General features: G+C 57.8%; 2 protein-coding genes and 1 pseudogene. 2 read left to right on the top strand and 1 reads right to left on the bottom strand.

The annotated features are described in order from the left end of the window. Positions 1 to 952 precede the first annotated feature (952 nt). Together CWO89_RS46530 and CWO89_RS42245 are read left to right on the top strand one after the other, a co-directional pair. Positions 953 to 1,129: a hypothetical protein gene (locus CWO89_RS46530; protein ID WP_165421568.1), complete on the top strand. Its 177-nt coding sequence runs from the start codon at positions 953 to 955 to the stop codon at positions 1,127 to 1,129. Further along, positions 1,126 to 1,545 carry a DUF7694 domain-containing protein gene (locus CWO89_RS42245; RefSeq protein ID WP_130231713.1) on the top strand — a complete coding sequence of 140 codons (420 nt, stop codon included), beginning with the start codon at positions 1,126 to 1,128 and terminating at the stop codon, positions 1,543 to 1,545. Before CWO89_RS46530 ends, CWO89_RS42245 begins: the two co-directional genes overlap by 4 nt. Positions 1,546 to 2,399: 854 nt before the next feature. On the opposite strand, the pseudogene CWO89_RS48580 reads toward CWO89_RS42245, so the two are convergent. After that, a pseudogene (locus CWO89_RS48580) lies at positions 2,400 to 2,879 on the bottom strand (transposase family protein); the annotation flags it as partial. Between the last annotated feature and the right edge of the window lie 331 nt (positions 2,880 to 3,210).

The raw sequence follows: 3,210 nt of genomic DNA, 5'->3' as shown, positions 1-3,210 counted from the left end.
GACTGCTACAGCTGTCCTGGTTGGCGCATGTCGAATCATATGATGAGCCGATTGGGCCAGTTGCGTGATTCTTGCAGGGCGCTTGGCGGGACGATCTAATGAGGTGTGCCCCCCTAACCGAGTAACGGGCCAAGCCGAATGTCGCGGTCGCCTATGCGATCTGCGCTTCAATAACATTAAGTCGGCGCGCTATGGACTTCCGCCTGACGATCATCGACGAAGACGGCAGGCACAGACCATGGCCCATTGTGGTGGTGCGGAAGGGTATCTGAGGAGCAAGCGATGGAAGCAGTCTGGCTCTATATCGATGAAAAAACACCCGCGCGTGATGGGAGCCACATCGGCCGTTCGCGGGATAACCCCAATCAGTGTCTCAAAGAGCATGATGGTGAAGTGTCGCCTGGCATACCCCGTTCTTGGCAGCAGCGATGATGGGAGATCAGTCGATAGAAAGTCGCACAGCGAACCGCCTTTTGAAGGCCTAGGCCGATTTGAGACTCATGGTGCAAGATGGCGAGATGCTTGGTGAACGTGCGAAAGCTTCTTCGCCGTGATCGATCGCGCCACGATTGGCAATCAGAATCCTAAATTCGATGACCTTGACCAGCGCGGGGTCAAGCTTTGAAACGGTGGCCTATTACGTGGGCCTTGACGCGGCTCACTCCGTAGCCTGGCCGTGACTTTAGTGGAAGAGGAGCCGTTTCCGACGGTGCGCGGCCGACGGATCCCTAGGCTCGTCGCGAGGCGAGCCCTCGGCCGCAGCTTCGCGGCATGCTGCGGGAACGATTAGGAATGTGGTGAGGTAGAAAAGCAAAGGTCTGGTGCTGAAACCAAAATTGCAGGTTAGAAAGCATCCTTTGGAAAGCTTGTCCGGGCCTCGCAGTAGAGGTGCTTTACCAGCTCAAGGAAAACCGAGCGCCCGGTTGCCGGCATTGGAAGCGGAAGAAGAGAGATGATCTACATCTACGGTTTGCTCAGCAGTTTGTTCGAATTTCAGCAGACAATGCACGGGCGAGCATGGCACTCGGACGCTGCGCAGCAGCCCTGGCTGGAGGCGACGAGGGAGCCAGAGAACAAGGTGGTCTACGTCGATTTCAAAGCCATTCGCGAGGCAAAGGAGGGGACGTGAGAGCACAAGTTCTTGAAAAACTCGAGGCCGGCCGCGTGCGATACGGCGAATTTGCTAGCGCGCCGGGATCAGGTCCTTGCGGCCTGTTTTTTGTTCAGGGGCCTTGTGGCTGCAAACTCAGGATAGTCGGATTTGTTCGCCCAGGGTGGGAGCATGTCTCCGTCTCGACGCCTAGACGTTGTCCGAACTGGGAAGAGATGTGCTTCGTCAAAGACCTGTTTTGGGATGAAGAGGAGTGCGTGATGCAGCTGCACCCACCTCATTCGCAATACGTGAATAACAGCCGGTATTGCCTGCATCTCTGGAAGCCGACTCGTCAAGAAATTCCGATGCCACCAACGAGCTTTGTCGGCCTCGTCGGGCTCGGGCCATCGGAAGCGGCAATCCTATTTGAACGGATGAGAGCGCTGTTGTGAAAGCCCCGTCGCCGAAGGTGTAGCGATGCCCGCAGGCGTGCGTGAGCATGTCCAGACATCTTCGGCATGATGAGCAAAGCTCGTAGCTGCGCCGATGAGAAAAGGCAAAGCAAAATCCGCTCCGAGCGACGCTCGTCAGACTGACGTCAGGTACGTTGCTTAAGCGTTGAGCCGCCAATCGGCAGTAAGCACTTATCACCCACCGAAACGAATATGTCTGGCTCTATGGAGAATATGGTACGGCTCGATTGGGTGCCGTGCTGGTTGCGATCGGCGTGTGACATAGCCGCCTTGTGCTGCGTCGCCTGCCTCTTGATGATGGCCCTTACTGTCATAAGTCTCATTGGTTGCCTATTGCTGCTGGTTCAGGTGAGGCGGCGTTTTTGGCCAGTGCAGCTGGAGAAGTCCGTTGACGCGAGGCGAACCAAACCGCTTTCAAGCCAAAGCTGAAGACATTCCCGCCATTGGAACTCGGCGATTGTCCACATGCGAGAAGGAGACAATGGCCGTGGGCGCACTTGGTTGCGCGAGGTCTTCTTCCTGAGAAAGGCGCGTGAGACCTTCTACGAGCATCTCGGAACGGAAGAGAGTTGAAAAGGGGCCCATGCTTCAACGCTGCGTAGGAGGGCACGAAATCACTCGGGCATGCTCTCGGTGCCGTGCCCACCTTTGGGCATTGCGCTAGAAAATCGAGAATGCGCGCGAGCCGCGGCGGTCTCGAGGGCAACCGGAACAGTGCACCTATCAACGCAAGCTAGGGATTTGGCCGTAGAACAGCCAGACCTCAATCTACTGGCGGCCTAATTGGTATCCGTCCGGTGAGGCGTTCACCGGATGCGTACTCGACCAGCGGATCAAGAACGATGCTTTGGCCGAGGCCGCGATCGCGTTCTTTGGTGCGGTGTGGGCACGAGAACGGACGACGGTCATTGTGGCGAAGGCAAGCATGCCGTGTGAGACATGGCGATGCCCGCCTGCCAGGAGCGGGTTTCTTGTGATCAAGACCAAGCTCGTTCTTGGTCGTTTCCAAGCCGTCCTCGACGGCCCAGCGATCGCCTTCCACTGACGCCAGCTTTTGAATGGACGTGCCTTGGTCATCACGTGGAGTAAAATGCCAAGTCGCCGTCGGCAATGTTGCGGCGGATCAGAAAGCCTCGCGTCCATTCCCTGGCAAGGTTCATCATCGCATTCACTGCCGTCGAGATCGGCCAGCTCGACATAGGCCCAGTCGTGCCAGCGCGGAGCTTTGGTTGGTCCCTTTGCCGGAGACAGGCGGCGCCAGCGTGCTTGGGTAGGCTCTGTGCCATTGCGCAGGCGGTGCCGCCGACAGGCGGTCCGTGCCCTCAGGAATAGAGGCGACTACTAGACTTAGTAGGTTTGTTGTTCCCTGCTCTCAGCTAACTGAGGAGAGCCGTTTGGCAGATACGCCTCGTGCAACATAAGGCAGAACCACCCAACAGAATGCAACTATAGGTAAAAGTCTAGACCGTCCCGCAACCTTAAACCGTCGCAATCGGCCGCTGACAGAAAGTGCGGCCGGACCGGAGAAACTCCATGCTGTTCGATTTGACCGCGCGGCGCCACACCCCTCTCGCGCTCGCCCTATTTGCGTGCGCCGTGATGGGGAGCGCCCGGGCCGACGATCCGCCGCCGCGCCCCGATGCC

This window comes from Bradyrhizobium sp. Leo170 (assembly GCF_004296405.1).
Lineage (GTDB): Bacteria > Pseudomonadota > Alphaproteobacteria > Rhizobiales > Xanthobacteraceae > Bradyrhizobium.
This window is presented reverse-complemented; position numbering and strand designations above follow the sequence as displayed.

Coding starts and splice junctions, on each gene's coding strand:
- CWO89_RS46530 (WP_165421568.1), top strand. CDS start 953: ATGATCTACATCTACGGTTTGCTCAGCAGTTTGTTCGAATTTCAGCAG.